16 protein-coding genes are annotated in these 15,624 nt (G+C 73.7%); 10 read left to right on the forward strand and 6 right to left on the reverse strand.

Features of this window, described 5'->3' with window-relative positions; genetic code table 11:
- Positions 1 to 11: 11 nt before the first annotated feature.
- Genes Dvina_RS21930 through Dvina_RS21940 form a run of 3 tightly spaced genes read left to right on the forward strand, consistent with a single transcriptional unit; the run spans position 12 to position 1,417 of the window.
- A complete protein-coding gene (locus Dvina_RS21930; protein ID WP_223104331.1) occupies positions 12 to 164 on the forward strand; it encodes a hypothetical protein in 153 nt (50 codons plus the stop codon).
- Positions 165 to 173: 9 nt separating this feature from the next.
- A complete protein-coding gene (locus tag Dvina_RS21935) occupies positions 174 to 890 on the forward strand; it encodes a ribonuclease H family protein (RefSeq protein ID WP_223104332.1) in 717 nt (238 codons plus the stop codon).
- Positions 890 to 1,417 (forward strand): DUF6886 family protein, encoded by a 528-nt coding sequence (locus Dvina_RS21940; protein ID WP_223105646.1) that lies wholly within the window; start codon positions 890 to 892, stop codon positions 1,415 to 1,417. The genes Dvina_RS21935 and Dvina_RS21940 overlap by 1 nt, the downstream gene beginning before the upstream one ends.
- 3 nt (positions 1,418 to 1,420) lie before the next feature.
- On the opposite strand, the gene Dvina_RS21945 is transcribed toward Dvina_RS21940, so the two are convergent.
- Positions 1,421 to 3,238 (reverse strand): 3-keto-alpha-glucoside-1,2-lyase-like domain-containing protein, encoded by a 1,818-nt coding sequence (locus Dvina_RS21945; protein ID WP_223104333.1) that lies wholly within the window; start codon positions 3,236 to 3,238, stop codon positions 1,421 to 1,423.
- A gap of 105 nt (positions 3,239 to 3,343) precedes the next feature.
- Positions 3,344 to 4,198, reverse strand: a complete 855-nt coding sequence (locus Dvina_RS21950) for a PhzF family phenazine biosynthesis protein (protein WP_223104334.1) — start codon at positions 4,196 to 4,198, stop codon at positions 3,344 to 3,346.
- A 93-nt stretch (positions 4,199 to 4,291) separates the two neighbouring features.
- Here Dvina_RS21950 and Dvina_RS21955 point away from each other — a divergent pair, with 93 nt between their 5' ends.
- Positions 4,292 to 5,083: a DUF6597 domain-containing transcriptional factor gene (locus Dvina_RS21955; protein ID WP_223104335.1), complete on the forward strand. Its 792-nt coding sequence runs from the start codon at positions 4,292 to 4,294 to the stop codon at positions 5,081 to 5,083.
- Here the strand turns inward: Dvina_RS21955 and Dvina_RS21960 are convergent.
- Together Dvina_RS21960 and Dvina_RS21965 are read right to left on the reverse strand one after the other, a co-directional pair.
- The gene (locus Dvina_RS21960; protein WP_223104336.1) at positions 5,035 to 6,126 is read right to left on the reverse strand and encodes a hypothetical protein; all 1,092 of its coding nucleotides are present in this window, start codon (positions 6,124 to 6,126) and stop codon (positions 5,035 to 5,037) included. The two genes, Dvina_RS21955 and Dvina_RS21960, sit on opposite strands and share 49 nt — an antisense overlap.
- Positions 6,126 to 6,596 carry a SigE family RNA polymerase sigma factor gene (locus Dvina_RS21965; protein WP_313899802.1) on the reverse strand — a complete coding sequence of 157 codons (471 nt, stop codon included), beginning with the start codon at positions 6,594 to 6,596 and terminating at the stop codon, positions 6,126 to 6,128. The genes Dvina_RS21960 and Dvina_RS21965 overlap by 1 nt, the downstream gene beginning before the upstream one ends.
- 131 nt (positions 6,597 to 6,727) lie before the next feature.
- On the opposite strand from Dvina_RS21965, the gene Dvina_RS21970 reads away from it, so the two are divergent.
- The gene (locus Dvina_RS21970; RefSeq protein ID WP_223104338.1) at positions 6,728 to 8,386 is read left to right on the forward strand and encodes a hypothetical protein; all 1,659 of its coding nucleotides are present in this window, start codon (positions 6,728 to 6,730) and stop codon (positions 8,384 to 8,386) included.
- Here the strand turns inward: Dvina_RS21970 and rox are convergent.
- Together rox and Dvina_RS21980 are read right to left on the reverse strand one after the other, a co-directional pair.
- Positions 8,383 to 9,807 carry a rifampin monooxygenase gene (gene rox / locus Dvina_RS21975; RefSeq protein ID WP_223104339.1) on the reverse strand — a complete coding sequence of 475 codons (1,425 nt, stop codon included), beginning with the start codon at positions 9,805 to 9,807 and terminating at the stop codon, positions 8,383 to 8,385. The genes Dvina_RS21970 and rox overlap by 4 nt on opposite strands.
- 154 nt (positions 9,808 to 9,961) lie before the next feature.
- A complete protein-coding gene (locus tag Dvina_RS21980) occupies positions 9,962 to 10,762 on the reverse strand; it encodes an NAD(P)H-binding protein (RefSeq protein ID WP_223104340.1) in 801 nt (266 codons plus the stop codon).
- Positions 10,763 to 10,843: 81 nt separating this feature from the next.
- On the opposite strand from Dvina_RS21980, the gene Dvina_RS21985 reads away from it, so the two are divergent.
- From Dvina_RS21985 to Dvina_RS22005, 5 genes are all read left to right on the forward strand, one after another.
- A complete protein-coding gene (locus Dvina_RS21985) occupies positions 10,844 to 11,782 on the forward strand; it encodes an AraC family transcriptional regulator (RefSeq protein ID WP_223104341.1) in 939 nt (312 codons plus the stop codon).
- Positions 11,783 to 11,836: 54 nt separating this feature from the next.
- The gene (locus Dvina_RS21990; RefSeq protein ID WP_223104342.1) at positions 11,837 to 12,661 is read left to right on the forward strand and encodes a hypothetical protein; all 825 of its coding nucleotides are present in this window, start codon (positions 11,837 to 11,839) and stop codon (positions 12,659 to 12,661) included.
- Between the two features lie 106 nt (positions 12,662 to 12,767).
- Entirely contained in the window at positions 12,768 to 13,547 is a 780-nt protein-coding gene (locus Dvina_RS21995) for a class II aldolase/adducin family protein (protein ID WP_223104343.1), read from the forward strand.
- Positions 13,548 to 13,571: 24 nt separating this feature from the next.
- Complete coding sequence (locus tag Dvina_RS22000) at positions 13,572 to 14,822, forward strand: amidohydrolase family protein (protein WP_223104344.1); 1,251 nt, start codon at positions 13,572 to 13,574, stop codon at positions 14,820 to 14,822.
- 10 nt (positions 14,823 to 14,832) lie between these two features.
- Positions 14,833 to 15,624: a FadR/GntR family transcriptional regulator gene (locus Dvina_RS22005; RefSeq protein ID WP_223104345.1), complete on the forward strand. Its 792-nt coding sequence runs from the start codon at positions 14,833 to 14,835 to the stop codon at positions 15,622 to 15,624.

A 15,624-nucleotide genomic window follows, 5' to 3' on the forward strand; every position in this document is an offset into this window, starting at 1 on the left:
CTGCCGCCCGTGTGCGCGCAATCCTCCGCACCGGAGTGTCGCGCCGCGGCGTCGCGCTCGTGCTCCTGCTCGTCCTGATCGGCGTCGTCGGGGTGGTCGCCGCGGCGGCCGGGCTGGGCTCGCGGCCGGACCGCCGCCCGGGCCGCCGGCACGGGGCCGAATAGCATGGGGGAATGCCAGATCAGAAGCAGGCCCACGTGCACGCGGCCGGAGCGGGCGGGGCGTGGGCGGTCGTGCTCACCTACGGCACGCACCGGCGCGAGCTGCAGGGGACCGAGCCCGGCGCGCCGGCCGACCGGATGGCGCTCACCGCCGTCGTCGCCGGCCTCGAGTGCCTGACCCGCCCGACCGCCGTCGAGGTGCGCGTGCACAGCGACTACGTCCGCGGCGGCGGCCAGGGCGGCCTGTGGGACCGGCTGCGCGCCGCGGCCGGGCGGCACGACGTGTCATGGGCGTGGTCCGGCGACTTCGAGGAGCTCGCGAAGGCCCAGGAGCTGGCCGGGCCCCCCGAACCGGTGACCGCTGCGCCGGTGGCCGCCGCGCGGGTGACATCCCAGCCGGTGACGTCCCAGCCGGCGGCCGCTGCGCCGGCGGCCGGTCCTCCGGAGGCGGCCGGATCGATCGAGGACTTCGTCGAGGCGCTGGGTGAGCACGTCGCCAACGACCCCGACGGGCCGGACCCGGCCGAGCTCGTCGAGCTGGCCGACGAGATGGTCGAGGACGAGGAGCGGGCGATCACCGCGGTCGGGAAGGGCACGATCACGTTCACCGGGATCGGCGCCGTCGCGGTGCCGCCGGCCATCGCCGCCCAGGCCCGGGTCGGCTGGCGGGTCGTGCTGTCGGCGGCGCACGTGGAGGGCAACTGGTATCTGCTCGACGTGGCCGTGTGATGCGCCCCGCGCCCGGCGAGGTCCTGCACTTCTCCGAGGACCCGGCGATCGAGCGATTCGCGCCGCACGTGGCCGCGACCGCCCAGCAGCCCGAGGCGTACGTGTGGGCGGTCGACGCCGCCCGGGCCCCCGACTACTGGTTTCCGCGGCAGTGCCCGCGCGCGATGGCCTGGGTCACCCCGGACACCCTCGACGCCGACCGGGAGCGCATCTGCGGTCCCGGCGGCGGCGAGCGGGTGCACGCGATCGAGTTCGGCTGGCTCGACGCGCTGCGCACGACGCGATTGTACGCGTACAGGTTCGCGGCGAGCGAGTTTCGCCCCTTCCGCGCCCACGCCCAGGTCGCCGAGGCGACGGTCGTGCCGCTCGGCCCGCCCGAGCCCGTGGGTGACCTCGTCGAGTGTCACGCACGGGCCGGGATCCAGCTGCGGGTGCTGGCGAACCTGTGGGCGTTCTGGGACGCGGTGACCGCGAGCACGATGGGGTTCAGCGGCATCCGGCTGCGCAATGCCGCCCCCCGGCCGTGAGCGCTACAGGCTGACCGTCCGCCCGCCGAGGGTGACCACCAGGTGGCCGTCGGCGGCGTAGGACCAGGCGAGCGCCCCGCTGTAGTTGGTGCAGCGGGAGCCGTTGGTGCCGGCCCACCACTGGTTGGAGCTGTCGGTGTTGCCGACCGTCTTGTCGTTCGAGCCGCCGCCGGCGAACCGGCACGACGTGTTGTTGCGGAACGTCGAGGTGCCCGCGTCGAACGAGTAGTTGCGCTCGGCGTTGTCGATGGACAGGTTGTTGGAGATCGTCATCGAGCCCGGGTTGCTGTTGTAGGTGAACCCGTGGTGGCCGTTCTTGTACGCGATGCTGCGCTGCACGACGTGGCTGACGGCGATGTCGTCGCCGCCGAGCTTGTAGCCGTTGCGGTCGCCGTTGGCGTTGACCGTGCCGTTGCTCAGCGTGCCGTTGCTGTAGGACAGCGAGTCCTGGATGGTGACCGGGCCGATCGCGCCGGTGTCGGTCTTCGTGAACAGGTCCCAGCCGTCGTCGATGTTGTTGTGCGACACGTCGTAGCGGAACACGTTGCCGGTGCCGATGGTCAGCTTCGCGGCGAAGCCGTCGGCGTCCTCACCGTCGGAGTCGGCGTTGTCGTGCGACTCGCTGCTGATGATGAGGTTGCCGGCCGGCCAGTTCGCCTTCGGGGTGTCCGCGGCGATGCGCGAGATCTGCAGTCCGCTGTCCCGGTTGTACCGCGTGACGACCCGCTCGATCGTGTTGTTGCTGCCGCCGACGAAGATGCCGTTGTCACCGGCGCGCTCGACGACGATGCCCGTGATGTGCCAGTAGTTGCCGTTGACGGCCAGGCCGCGGTTGGCCGGGTCCTCGCTCTGCGCGGCGAAGTTCAGCACCGGGGTCTCGCCGGGGTACGCCACGATGTTCTTCTGGGCGCCCGACGTCCCGTTGTTGCCCGCCGCGATGGTGATCGTCGAGGAGTTGCTGTAGGTGCCCCCGCGCAGGTAGATCGTCCCGCCCGCGGTCACCCGGGTGATCGCCGAGGCCAGGGTGGTCGGGCTGGCCTGGGTGCCGGGGTTGCTCGCGCTGCCGGTCGGCGCGACGTACAGCGCCGAGGACGGCGGCTGGCTTGTCGACGGCGACGGCGACGGCGACGTGCTCGCCGAGCGTGACGGGCTGGGCGACGTCCCGGGGGAGCCGGTGGTCTGCGACGGCGACGGGTTCGTCGTGCCGCCGGTGGTGACGGTGACGTTGTCGAAGCTCGCGCTGGAGTACGCGGTCTGCAGGCCGATCCGGCCCTTGGCGATCGCGCCGCTGCTCACGGTGCCGACGGTGGTGCCGTTCACCGAAGCGCTGATCGAGGCGCCGCTGACCGTGATGGCGAGGGTGTACCACGAGCCGGTCGACACGGTCTGCGACCGCGTGGCCAGCACCGTCACGGACCCGGAGCTGACGGCCTGCAGCTGCACGCTGTTGCCGGACAGCAGCGCGAGCCGGTAGAACGTCGTCGAGCTGGTCGACCGGGCGAGCAGCGCGGCGAACCCGCCGGAGCCCAGCGACAGTGGCTTGACGCTTGCCTGGACGGTGTAGTCGGTCCAGCTGCTGTCGCCGGCGAACTCGCGGGCGTTCTCGCTGCCGGCGTTCGACTGCTGCAGCACCCGGCTGCCGTCACTGACGACGCTCCAGGTGCCGCCGGACTTCGACCAGCCGCTTGTCGAGCCGTCCTCGAAGGTCGCGCTGAACAGCGTGTCGGCGAACGCGGCCTGCGTGGCCAGCACCACCCCGGCGGCGGCCAGGACTCCGGCGGCGGCGGCGGCCAGCCACCGGGATCGGAACTTGGTTCTCATGACGCCTTCTTTCAATCGAAGGACTCCGATCGTAGGGAAAGCGCTTTCCTCGCGATAGGGTGCGGCGTTTGCAGGTTTGTTGCAGGTTTGTCATGTTCGAAACTTTCAGATGTACAGGTGGCCGTCCGCGACCACGACCGCGCTCCCGGCGATCTCGACCCGCTCCACCGTGCCGCCGCACATCGTCGCCGCGGCCCGGATCGTCGACGGGCGCCCCATCTCGACGCCCTGCCGCACGGTGATGGCGTCGCCGAGCGCGATCAGGCCGTGGCGCCCGAGGTGCAGCGCGAGCGGCCCGGCGGCCGAGCCGGTGCCGGCGTCCTCGGCCACGCCGTAGGCCGGCGAGAACATCCGCGCCCGCCACACGGCCGGGTCGTCGGTCGGTGCGAAGCAGTTCGCCGCCAGGTCGGGGTGGTCGGCGAGCGCCCGCAGGTCCACGCGCAGCGCCGACAGCGCCCGCACGGACTCGAGCCCGACGAAGGCGTGGCGGGGGCCGTTGGAGTACACCTCGATCGGCAGTGTGCTCGCCCGCAGACCGAGCGCCGCGAGCAGCTCCCCGGCCCGCGGGTAGGGCTCCCACACCGGGATCGGCTGCAGCATCCGCGCGGTGAGCGCCCGCCCGTCGCGGCCGGTGAACCGGAACGGCACGACGCCCACCCCGGTCTCCATCCGCAGCCCGCCGCCGGTGGCCTTCGGGTGCCCGGTGACCGCGAGGACGGCCGCGGTGCCGAACGTCGGGTGGCCCGCGAACGGCAGCTCGCCGACGGGCGTGAAGATCCGCACGCGGACGTCCCCGTCGCCCGCCGGCGGCAGGACGAACGTGGTCTCGGAGAGGTTCATCTCGCGCGCGATGCGCTGCATGCACTCGGCCGACAGCCCGCGCGCGTCGGGCACGACGGCGAGCGGATTGCCTTCGAGCGCGGTGTCGGTGAACACGTCGGCGATCACATATCCGTACACCTCCCCGACGATATGGACCCGGACGGACACCGCCCACTACTCGAATGAGCAGCGCGATAATGCCCGTATGAGCGGTACACAGCGGGGTGCGCCGTGAGCTACCGCGAGCTCCCGGCGCCGCCCGCGCTCGCCGGGCACGTGGCGTGCCTGTGGGTGGCCGGCAGCGGCTCCGGCGGCCCGTCGCGGATCCTGCCCGACGGGTGCGCCGACGTGGTGTGGACGGGCCGGGAGCTGGTTGTCGCCGGCCCGTCCACCCGTGCGTTCACCGCTGCCGGCACGCCGTCGGCGCCGCACGTCGGTGTCCGCTTCCGCACCGGTGCCGCGGGGGCGGCGCTGCGCTACCCGATGCACGAACTGCGCGATCGCTCACCGCAGCTGTCCGAGCTGGTGCCCGGCCTGTCCACGCTCGCCGAGCGCGTCGCTGACGCGCAGTCACCCGATGCCCAGCTGACCGTGCTCGTCCAGGCGATGCAGCGGCGGCTGGCGGCGGCCGGCCCGGCGGACCCGGTCGTGCGGTCGGCCGTGCTCGCCCTGGCCCGCCCGCGCAGCCGCGTGTCGGCGCTCGACCTCGCCCTGTCCGAACGGCAACTGCGCCGCCGGTTCCAGGACGAGGTCGGCTACGGCCCGCGGATGCTCGCCCGCATCCTGCGCCTGCAGCGGCTGCTGCGCCTGGTCCGCTCCGGCGCGGCCGGCGGCGCACTGGCCGGCCTGGCCACCGCCGCCGGCTACGCCGACCAGGCCCACCTCAGCCGCGAACTGCGCACCCTGACCGGCGCCACCCCGTCGGGCCTGCTGTCCGCGGGCGTCACCCCGACCGGCGACGCGGCCCTGCACGATCAGGCGAGGGGATCGTCCGGCCACGCGGTGGGGTCGCCCGCCGCGTAGTCCGCGACCGCCGCGAGGTGGCGGACCTCGGCACCGTCGTAGGCGCCCTCGGCGACGACCGACAGGTTGCCGCCGCCGAACGCCCGGTCGATCTGCAGCGTCTTCTTCCCGCCGTCGCCCGGGCCCTCGGTGATGCGGGCGGGCACGCCACCGGCGAGCGCGTCGACGAACAGGGCCGGATCGAGCGGCCCGCGGTCGAACGTGAACCCGACGAACGCCTGCCCCATGCGCACGGTGATGGCCGCGGAGAGCACGCGGTTGTCGAGGAACACCACCGAGCAGCTGTCCGCGACGCCGCCCGCGGCCCGGGCGGCCGGGAGGCGGATCGGCGCCGTGCAGCGGTACGTCCGGTCGAACCGGACGCCGCCCGCGAAGGCGATGAGCGCGGCCCGGTCGAGCGGCCCGTGCACCTGGGCCCACAGGCCGTTGGCGAGCTTCCAGCGCACCGTGCCGAAGCCGAACTGCTCGTCGCGGACGAACTGGCCGGGCTGCCCGGCCACGGTGACGTCCTGCTTCGCGCCGGGCAGGGGGTCGAAGCCGTTCGCCGTGCGGCCCAGGTCGATGCGCAGCTGCCGGCCGCCGTTGTCCGCGCCCTGCAGGATGACCCACTCACCGTCCGCGCCGGCGAAGAACTGGCCCATCTGGACCGGGAACGGCGCCGCGTCGAGGCTGATGTGCAGCTCACTCGGGCGGCCGACGGCGTTCGGGGTCACCGGGCTGTTGACGGCGGGCAGCGGCGGGAACCGGTCCAGCGGCGCCGGCCCGTTCGAGGCCGTCGGCGTGGTGATGTTCGCCGGTGTGCTGACGGTGACGCGAGGGGCGGCGGGCTGCGGGTGCGCCGACGGCACGAGCGAGGCGGCCACCGCGACGGCCACGCCCGCGGCGGCGGTGCCGGCGACCACCGATCCGGCGATGACCGCGAACCGGCGGCGGCGCCGGCGCAGCCCGTCCGCGCGGGCGCCGGCCAGCAGCCGCTCGACGTGCACGTCGTCGTCGGCGGCGCGGGCGAGGGAGTCGACCACGACCCGGTCGATGTCGGTCATCACCTGTCTCCGTTCAGGGCCGGGCTGATCCGGGTGCGCAGGGTGTCCATGGCCCGCTTGACCTGGCTGCGCACGGTCTCGCGGGTGACGCCGAGCAGGTCGGCGATCGTGGCGTCGTCGAGGTCCTCGTAGTAGCGCAGCACGACCGCGGCCCGCTGCCGGGCGGGCAGCCGGCTGATGAGCCGCCACACCTCGTCCCGGTCGGCCACCATGCTCCCGACGTCCTGCGGCGACCGGGCGTCACTGGGCTCGGCCACCGGCACCTCGTGCGTCGAGCCGCGCCGCCACCGCGAGATCGACGCGTTGACGAGCGCCCGGCGCAGGTAGGCATCGGGATTGTGCCCGGCCGCGATCCGGCCCCAGCGCACGAATGCCCGCGCGAGCACCTCCTGCGCGAGGTCCTCGCCGTGCTGGCGATCGCCGGTCAGCAGCCGCCCGAGCCGCACGAGCGCGGCCCCTCGCTGGCGCACGTATTCATCGAAGTCCAATCGGCTGCCCTCCGTGGATGGGTACTGTCATCCAACTGCACGCACCCCGGCCCCGAACTGTTGCAGTGACCTGCCGGTACCATTGCGGCCGCACCGCACGGGGGAGGACATCGATGCAGCCCGGCTATGGACCGCCACAGCCCGAACACGGACAGCAACAGCCCGGCTATACGCCGCCGCAGCAGCCCCAATACGGACAGCCGCCGCCCCAATACGGACCGCCGCCGCTGCAGCCGCAGGCGCCGGCGTACGGCTGGCCGGCACCGCCCGCGGGACCACCCGCGGCCCAGTTCGGCGCCCCGCCGCCGACGGCGCCGTTCAGTGGTCCGCCGCCCGTCGCACCGTACGGGGCGCCGCCGGTCAAGAAGCGGCGGCGCTGGGTGCTGTGGACGGTCGTCGGGGTCGTGACGATGGTCGTCCTCTGCGGCGGTGCGGCGATCGGCGGTGCGCTGTACTTCCGGGCCCAGCGGGCCGACTACCTGCGCCTCGACGGGCTGGCCGCGGCGGACGGGAAGCTCGACGAGCTCAAGGCGCTCCAACTGCCCGGCGACACCGGGCTGGTCCGGCTGGCCACGGACGGCACGACGCTGTACTACCTCGCGTACCAGCCGACCGTCGGCACCAAGGTGGTCGCCGTCGCGATCAAGGGCGGCGGGCACGCCTGGGAGGTGTCGCTCGGGCTCGATCCACGGGTCGAGGACGCCCGGCTGACGCTCGTCGGTGACGTGCTGCTCGTCGACGTCGTCGACAAGAGCCGCACGCCGATGGTGCTGACCCAGCGGGCACTGTCCACAGGCGACGGCAAGGAGCTGTCGAAGCGGGAAGGCAAGCAGGACCAGACGGCATACGCGGCGATCGCGGACGGCTCCGTCATCCTGGCCCACGACGGCGACAGCCGCAGCAGCTCCGTCGTCGAGCGGCAGGACCTGAAGACCGGCAAGGCGGCCTGGACGTACCCGGTCGACGACGCCGGCACCGCCCTGCTCGCGGTGAGCGTCAGCTGGCCCGGCGGGCCGAACACCGGGCCGGTCCCGTACCGGCACCCGGGGGAGCTGAGTGAGCGCGGCGAGACGACCCTGCGCACCTCGCTCGTCGCCGACCCGGGCACGCTGGTGTTCAACGACAACCGCGGCGTCGTCCACGTCCTCGACGGCGCCACCGGCAAGCTGCGGGTGCAGAAGAAGATCGAGCGGTGGACGTGGATGGTCGTGACCGGCGGGCTGGTCATCGGCAGCTTCGGCACGACGACCACCGCGTACGACCTCACCACGCTCACCGAGCGGTGGCGGGTCTCCGGGCGGGCGCTCAACTACGGCATGTGCGGGGCGAGCGCCCTGTGCCTGAGCGTCCCCGCCGGCGACAAGAGCCTGGTGCGCCCGATCGACGTCACCACCGGCAAGACGAACCCGGACGCCACCGACTTCGACGCCACCGCCTTCACGCCGCTGGACCGGCGTATCCTCGGCAGCACCGTCGTGGCCGGCACGGTCATCCGCGACGCCGCCACCTGGGACAAGACCCGCCTGCTCCAGCGCGATCTGGACGTCAAGCCACTCGCCGCGGCCGGCCGCTACGCCGTGCTGGAGGTGAGCGCGCCGGGCATCCTCAAGAGCGGCGTGTCGGTGCTCGACGTCGAGTCGCTGCGCTACACCCAGGCCGTGGCCATGGGCGACAGCGACTACTCGTTCGACGCCACCGCCGACATCGCGGGCGGCGTGGCCGTGGTGCTCACCACGGACCGGCGGATCCTCGCGCTCAAGGTGCCGTTCTAGCGGGCCGGGGCACCGAACCACCGCCGCAGCCGGTCGGCCAGCTCGCGCTGATCGGTGCCGGTCCAGGCTCGGTGCCCGTCGGGCCGTAGCAGTACAGCCGCGGCATCCGGCGCTTGACCGGGGTCCGCGACCACGTCGACGCGATCGTCCCACCCGGTGACCGACAGCCGGCCGGCCGGGTCGATCAGCAGGCCGCGGCCCCGGTGCAGGCGCGTATAGAGGCGGCCGTCGCCCAGGGGCCGGTCGGGCTCGCGGCGGCCGGTCAGCGGGTGCTCGTCGCCGATGTCGTAGCGCACGTCGATGGCGACGACCTTGCCGATGAGGTACCGGTTCACGTCGTCGAAGTCCATCAGCTGCGTGAGCAGCCGGCGCACGGCGAGCGGGCCGGGCTCCGTCGACAGCAGCTCCATCTGCGCCCGGGTGTTGACGAGCACGTCGGCGGCGACGGGGTGCCGCTCGGCCTCATACGTGTCGAGCAGCCCCGCCGGCCCCCACCCGGCGACCGCCGCGGCCAGCTTCCAGCCGAGGTTGAACGCCTCGTGGAGGCCGAGATTGAGGCCCTGCCCGCCGGTCGGCGGATGCACGTGCGCGGCGTCCCCGGCGAGGAACACCCGCCCGCTGCGATACCGCTCCGCCTGCCGCGTCGCATCCCCGAACCGCGACAGCCACCGTGGCGAGTGCACCCCGAAGTCCGTGCCGGCGGTCGCCCGCAGCTGCCGCCGGAAGTCCTCCAGCGTCGGCGGTGCCGCCCGGTCACCGCCGGCCCCGCCCGCCGGCACGACGACCCGATACAGCCCGTCGCCGACCGGCCCGAGCCCGAACCGCTTCTCGGTCCGGCGCACCGCGGCGACGGCCGCCGCGATCGCCTCCGGGTCCGCGCTCGCCGCCATCTCCCCGAGCAGCGTCTCGACCCGGCTGGGCTCGCCGGGAAAGCCGATGCCGAGCTGTTTGCGCACGGTACTGCGCCCGCCGTCGCACCCCACCACGTACCGCGCCCGCAGCCGCTCCCCGCCCCGCAGCCGCACCGTCACGCCCTCGTCGTCCTGGTCCAGCCCGGTGAGCTCGGCCCCGCGCCGGATCTCGGCCCCCAGCTCGGCCGCCCTTTGCGTCAGGATGCGCACGGTCAGCGGCTGCGGGATGCCGAGCACATACGCGTGGGCCGAGTCCAGCGGCGGCGCCGGCTTCTCGATCGCCGCGAAGAACCCCCGCAGCGGATGCTTCCGGCCGAGCTCCAGGAACCGTTCCAGGAGGCCGCGCTGGTCCATGATCTCGATGCTGCGCACGTGCAGCCCGAGCGCCCGCACCTCCCGCACCGGCTCCGGCTCGCGGTCCAGCACGAGCGTGCGCACCCCGTGCAGCCGCAGCTCACCGGCGAGCATGAGCCCCGTCGGCCCGGCCCCGGCCACGATGACGTCGAACACGACACCCCCCGTTTCGTCGGTCGGCTGCCGATTCTGCGCCCGGACCCGGGTCTTGCCGCAAGACCGTGGGCCTGATATACGTTAAAGGTGGCAAGGGGCGACATTTCTCCCTTGCTGTTTTGTTGCCCCCTTGCTTCTTGCCGCCGCCCGGTTGCTACCACCTGATCCCGGCGACGTACCGGGCGAACTCGCGCGGCGGGCGGCCCAGCGCCCGCTCGACCCCGTCCTGCGGCCCCGCGTCCCGGCCCTCGCGCAGCGCGGTGAACACGCCGGCCATGATACGGGCCACCGCGGGCGCGGTCCCGGCCGCCACCTCGCGGGCCACGTACGTCTCGGCGTCGACGTCAACGAACCGCATGCTGCGCCCGGTCGCCGCCGCGATCTGCGACACCGCCGCACCGAAGCTCAGCGCCCGCGGCCCGGTCAGGCCCAGCTCCGCGCCGGCGAGCCGGTCCGTGCTCAGCGCGGCCACCGCCACATCGGCGATGTCCTCGGCGTCGACGAACGGCGTGCGCCCGTCCCCGGCCGGCAGCGCCAGCTCCCCGCCCAGCAGCTGCTCGCGCCACCCGGTCTCGGTGAAATTCTGCGCGAACCAGCCCGGCCGCAGCACGGTCCACGCCGCCCCCGAGGCCCGGACCGCCGCCTCGACCGCGAACAGCGGATGCTGCGGGTGTACCGCACCCGGCGCCGACAGCAGCACCAGCCTGCGCACACCGTGGGCGGCCGCGGCCGTGACGAACCCGGGCAGGCGCACGGCGCGCAGGTCCGGCTCGACCAGGTACGCCGCGGTGACCCCGGCGAGCGCGGGCCCCCACGTGCCCGGGTCGCCCAGGTCGAACCCGGCGTCGGCGCCGCCGCGGGCCGCCGTGCGGGTGGGAACGTTGCCGGCCCGCAGCCGCTGTGCGATGCGGCGGCCCGTCTTGCCGGTCCCGGCGAGGATCAGGTGCATGTCCATACGGGAAGCCAACCGCACCGATGCGTGGACGGGCCATGGGCGTGCGTCGGGCGAACCTTTGCCGGCGTCTACCGTGGCCGGATGGACGTGCTCAGCGACCTGCTGCACCGGGCCCGGGCCGGCAACGCCGCCGTGCGCCGGCTCATCCAGCGCCCGCCCTGGTCGATGACCTACGCCGACCCGCCGCCGCTCACGGTCATCACCGCGCTCGGCGGCCCGGTGGCGGTCACGGCCGGCGACCGGGCACCGGGAGCGCTCACGGCCGGCGACATCGCGATCGTCACCGGCACGGACCCGCACACGGTCGCCGACAGCCCCGGCACGCCGCCGCGGTACGTGGTGCGGGGCGGGCGCAAGTATCCGGCCGGCTCGGACCGGCCCGTCCCGGAGCGGCCCACCCTCGCCCCGCGCACCTACGGCGACGGCGACCCCGCCGCCACGACGATGCTGCGCGGGGCGTACGACATCCGCGGGGGAGCGGGCGCACGGCTCCTGGCGATGCTGCCGCCCCTCGCGATCGTCCCGGCCGGCGCGCGGACCCAGCCCGTGCTCGAACTGCTCGCCGCCGAGGCCGCGCACGACGAGCCCGGCCAGGACGCGGTGCTGGCCCGGCTGCTCGACCTCGTCCTCGTCATCGCGCTGCGGGCCTGGTGCGCGGGCCCGGACGCGAGCCCGCCGGGCTGGTACACGGCCCTCGCCGACCCGGCCGTCGGCACCGCCCTGGCGCTGCTGCACGCCGAGCCGGCCCGCCGCTGGACGGTCGCCGAGCTGGCCGCCGCGGCCCGGCTGTCCCGGGCCGCGTTCGCCGCCCGGTTCACCCGGCAGGTCGGCGAGCCGCCCCTGGCGTACCTCACGGGCTGGCGGCTGACGCTCGCGGCCGACCGGCTCCGCGCCACCGACGACCCGGTCGCGGCGGTGGCCCGGGACGTCGGCTACGGCGACGCGTTCGCGTTCAGCGTCGCCTTCAAACGCGCCCACGGCACCACCCCGTCCGCCTGGCGGCGGGTGGCGGAGTCGTGAAGGTTTCGGGCCGGGTCTCGTGCGGTGCGGGACCGGCCTGCCATGCTGCCCGCCATGGGAGAGTGGACACCTGTCGAGCCGTTCGGGTGGTGGCGGTCCGGACTGCTCGGCCTCGTCGCCGCCGCGCCGGTCGTCTGGGCGGTCGTCGGCCTGATCGGCGAGCTCGACGCCGACCTCGGCGGCCTCGTCGTGTTCGCCGTCTACGGACCCTGTGTGGTGGCGGGCGCCGCCCTGCTCGGCGCGGCCCTCATGGTGGGCGTCACCCTTGAGCGGCGGGCCGAGCGGTGGCGGCTCGCCTGGATGATCGCCGCACCGCCGCTCGTGTGGCTCGTGCTGGCCGTCGGTGCCGAGCAGGGCGGGCCGATGATGCCGGTCGGCGAGCTGCGGGTGGGGTGGAGCCTGGTCGTCGTGCTGATGTACGCCGGGACCGGGGTCGCGTTCGGGCTCGGCGCGCCCCGCCCGGTGCGGGTCGCCGCCGCCGTGCTCGTCGTGGCCGCGGCGCCGCTGATGATCGCCTACGACGACGCCGCCCAGCCCCGCTGGCGCCGGGACTCGTATGCGGCGGCGCCGCACGTGCTGCCCGAGATCCCGGGCTACCGGCCGGTCGCCGCCCGCGGCGACGGGCGTGTGCTCACGGTGAGCCTGGACGGGCCGGTCGCGCTGTCGGTGACTGTCACGCGCTGTGCGCCGTGCGCGGTCAGTGCACAGGCGGGGCGCTACGGCGTGACAGTCGTCGACGGCACTTATGAGCTGGCGATCGTCCCGCAGATCGGCGCGGGCTCCACGTGGACCGCCCCGGCCGGCATCCGGCTGCGCCCGGCCGGCGTCGGCGAGCTGGCCGCACTGCCGCTCGCGCCCAGCCATCCGTACGCCGACTGACGGGGCGGCGGTACCCCCAAAAAAGCCAACCAAGCGATTGCTTGCTTTTCTTCTCCCGCTGTTGCTAAATCTTTTAAAAGATTTAGTCAACGGAGGTGGTGACGACGTGACGACGGTGGCGGAAACGGCCAAGCCGGGCGGAACCGCCGTCTGGGCGCCCAGGGTCACCCCGCCCATCGGGGTGGAGCTCACCGACGCGCAGGCGCTCGCCTGTGCGTTCCGCATCCTGGCGCACAGCGGGTTCAGCGAGAACATCGCCGGGCACATCACGATGCTCAAGAACGACGACGGCGACATGTGGATCAATCCGTGGGGGCTGTGGTGGGACGAGGTGTCCGCCTCCGACCTGTGCGTCGTCGACCGTGACGGCACGCCCAAGGCGGGGCGCTGGGACGTCACGCCCGCGTTCCACATCCACACGGAACTGCACCGGGTGCGGCCCGACGCCCGGGTCGTCGTGCACAACCACCCGTACCACGTCACGGTGCTCGCGGCCGTCGGCGTGCTGCCGGCGATCGTGCACCAGACCGGGTCGATGTACGACGGTGACCTGGCGTTCGTGCACGAGTACACCGGCGAGGTGGACGACGCGGCGCTCGGGGCCGACCTCGCGCAGCAGATCGGCGACAAGTCCGTGGTGATCCTGGCCAGCCACGGGATCATCGTGACCGCGCCGACGATCCAGGAGGCGACCTACCGCTCGGCGAGCATCGACCGGGCGTGCCGGCTCGCGTACGACGTCATGCTGCTCGGCCGGGACCCCCTCGCCATCGCACCCGGGCTGCGGCAGGGCATGAAGCAGTCGCTGCTGGAGCGGGGCTCGGACGTGTTCTGGGCCGGCGCCGTGCGCAAGCTCCTGCGCCGCGAACCCGACGTACTCGAATAGCCGCCGGAAAGGACACCCCACCCCATGGCATCGATCGACGAACTGCTCAAGAACACCGGGTTCACCACCGCCGACCGCGGCAAGGTGACGTTCCTGCCCGACCCGCCGCGGCAGGAGCGCAAGTACACGTTCATCTCCGTCGACGACCACATCGTCGAGCCGCCGGACGCGTTCGCGGGCCGGATGCCCGCGAAGTACGCCGAGCAGGCCCCGCACGTCGTCGAGCGGGACGGCAGCCACGTGTGGGTGTACGACGGCCAGGAGTTCCCGAACGTCGGCTTCAACGCCGTCGTCGGGCGGCCGGTCGACGAGTACGGCATGGAGCCGTGCCGCTTCGACGACATGCGCCGCGGCTCCTGGGACATCCACGAGCGCATCCGGGACATGGACCTGTCGGGGGTGTACGCGTCCCTGTGCTTCCCGTCCTTCCTGCCGGGCTTCGCCGGGCAGCGCCTGCAACTGTCCACGAAGGACGCCGAGCTCGCGCTCGCGGCCACCCGGGCCTGGAACGACTGGAACATCGAGGCGTGGTCGGGCGCGTACCCGGACCGGATGATCCCGTGCCAGCTGCCGTACTTCCTCGACCCGCAGGTCGGCGCCCAGGAGATCTACCGCAACGCCGAGCGCGGGTTCAAGGCCGTCACGTTCAGCGAGGCGCCGCACATGCTCGGGCTGCCGTCGCTGCACACCGGCCACTGGGACCCCATCATGCGGGCCTGTGCCGAGACCGGCACGGTGGTGAACCTGCACATCGGCTCCTCCGGCACGTCGCCGTCGACGGCACCGGACGCGCCGCCGGACGTGGTGGGGGTGCTGTTCTTCGGGTACTCCATGTTCTCGGCGGTCGACTGGCTGTACAGCCGGATCCCGGTCCGTTTCCCGGATATCAAGATCGTGCTGTCGGAGGGTGGGATCGGCTGGGTGCCCGGCCTGGTCGACCGGCTCAACCACATGCTCAGCTACCACGCGATGTACGGGACGTGGAAGGGCATCGACCGCACGCCGGCCGAGGTCCTGCTGCGCAACTTCTACTTCTGTGCCGTCGAGGACCCGTCGTCGTTCGCGCTGCGTGACGTGATCGGCGTCGAGCACATCCTGCTGGAGCAGGACTACCCGCACTGCGACTCGACCTGGCCGCACACCCAGCGCACCATCGAGGAGGAGATCGGCGGCCTGCCCGCGGCCGACGTGCGCAAGATGACGTGGGAGAACGCGTCGGTGCTGTACCGCCACCCGGTCCCGGCCGCCGTGCAGCAGGACCCGGACGCCTACTAAGGTCGGCTGCGTGGAGCCCCGGATACGTGTCCATCGGCTCGCCGAGCAGATCGCCGACCGGGTCCGGGCGCAGATCATCAGCGGCGAGCTGGGCGACGGCGATCCGTTGCCGAAGGCCGAGGAGCTGCTGCGGCGGTACTCGGTAAGCGCGCCCACCCTGCGCGAGTCCATGCGCATTCTGGAGGCCGAGGGTCTGATCACGATTCGCCGGGGGCGGCTCGGCGGTGCCGTCGTGCACCGCCCGTCCCCGGCGAACCTCGGCTACAACCTGGGCCTGGTCCTGGCCGCCCAGCGCTCGGACATCGCCGACGTGGCCGCGGCCCTGCGCCACGTCGAGCCGGCGTGCGCCGCACTGTGCGCGGCCCGGCCGGACCGTGCGCGCACGGTCGTGCCGCGGCTGCGGGCGCTGCACGAGGAGTACCTGACGAGCATCGCCGACCTGCCCGCCGTCGTCGGCGTGTCCCGGCGCTTCCACGAGGCCCTCGTCGCGCTGTGCGGCAACCCGCCGCTGATCGTGCTGGCCGGGGCGCTGGAGGCGCTGTGGTCGAGCCACGAGCAGAGCTGGGCCGGGCGCACGGCGCCGCACGCGGTGCCGCTGCGGCAGCGCCGCGCGGCCGGCGCGGAGCACGGCCGCATCCTGGAGCTGATCGAGGCCGGCGACGCCGAGGGGGTCCACCGGCTGGTCGCGGCCCACCTCGGCGAGGCCCAGCGCAACCCGCAGCCGGCCGGCTCACCCGCCATCGACCTCACCCTCCTGCGTGAGCTGATGCTGCCGCCGGGCGAGCCACCGGACGCGGCCTGA

Source organism: Dactylosporangium vinaceum (genome assembly GCF_019904175.1).
In the GTDB taxonomy this organism is placed as follows: Bacteria; Actinomycetota; Actinomycetes; order Mycobacteriales; family Micromonosporaceae; genus Dactylosporangium; species Dactylosporangium vinaceum.

What these genes read in the sequence shown, in the direction of transcription:
- Dvina_RS21935 (WP_223104332.1), top strand. Translation starts at nt 174, where the DNA reads ATGCCAGATCAGAAGCAGGCCCACGTGCACGCGGCCGGAGCGGGCGGG.
- Dvina_RS21940 (WP_223105646.1), top strand. Translation starts at nt 890, where the DNA reads ATGCGCCCCGCGCCCGGCGAGGTCCTGCACTTCTCCGAGGACCCGGCG.
- Dvina_RS21945 (WP_223104333.1), bottom strand. Translation starts at nt 3,238, where the DNA reads ATGAGAACCAAGTTCCGATCCCGGTGGCTGGCCGCCGCCGCCGCCGGA.
- Dvina_RS21960 (WP_223104336.1), bottom strand. Translation starts at nt 6,126, where the DNA reads ATGACCGACATCGACCGGGTCGTGGTCGACTCCCTCGCCCGCGCCGCC.
- Dvina_RS21970 (WP_223104338.1), top strand. Translation starts at nt 6,728, where the DNA reads ATGCAGCCCGGCTATGGACCGCCACAGCCCGAACACGGACAGCAACAG.
- Dvina_RS21980 (WP_223104340.1), bottom strand. Translation starts at nt 10,762, where the DNA reads ATGGACATGCACCTGATCCTCGCCGGGACCGGCAAGACGGGCCGCCGC.
- Dvina_RS21985 (WP_223104341.1), top strand. Translation starts at nt 10,844, where the DNA reads ATGGACGTGCTCAGCGACCTGCTGCACCGGGCCCGGGCCGGCAACGCC.
- Dvina_RS21990 (WP_223104342.1), top strand. Translation starts at nt 11,837, where the DNA reads ATGGGAGAGTGGACACCTGTCGAGCCGTTCGGGTGGTGGCGGTCCGGA.
- Dvina_RS22000 (WP_223104344.1), top strand. Translation starts at nt 13,572, where the DNA reads ATGGCATCGATCGACGAACTGCTCAAGAACACCGGGTTCACCACCGCC.